This is a genomic window from Psychrobacter sp. 1Y4, from assembly GCF_051847555.1.
This window is the reverse complement of record NZ_JBPYDE010001023.1, coordinates 1-547: the sequence shown is the minus strand read 5'-3', so window position 1 is coordinate 547 and position 547 is coordinate 1. Positions and strand designations below refer to the sequence as shown.

The following is a 547-nucleotide window of genomic DNA, read 5'->3' as shown; positions in this document are numbered from 1 at the left end:
GGTTAACAGCGGTTTGGAAGAAAGTTTTAGTACCACCAACCACAGCACCAGCTGTGTTGCTTACGATACCAGCATCAGCATTGTATGCATAAGCAGGTTCTGCTTGATAGGCAACAGCTACTGGCTCAGCTTCGTATACTACTGCATCGTTGTCATCAACAACGATAACTGGATCAGCTGCTAATGCAGCAGTTGATGCTAGAACCGCAGCAGAGATAGCTGTAAGTTTGATAAGTTTCATAATTATTCTCCTAAAGTGTGAAGTAACTCGCCCATAAAAAATGATAATTTTGCTCTTTTTTAAACCACCATTTTGTTGGAGAGATTAAAACAATTTTGACTCAAAAAGTCACCCCCAAGGATGCGCTTTTTATTTGCCGTTATGTAAAGATTGCATAGTTACTGTAATAATTGCTACACCAACCTGCAAAACTTTGAATTCCTGTTACAAAACCCTCTCAAAGCAATTAATCAGCGTAGACATGAATATCGATTTGCTTAATCTTCATGTGAGAGTATTACAAAATGGTGGTTTAAAAAAGAGCAA

Annotated in this window: 1 pseudogene; it reads right to left on the bottom strand. The window is 38.2% G+C overall.

Annotated elements, in window-relative coordinates:
• Positions 1–241: pseudogene (locus tag ACS8FC_RS20200) on the bottom strand (hypothetical protein); the annotation flags it as partial.
• Positions 242–547 lie beyond the last annotated feature (306 nt).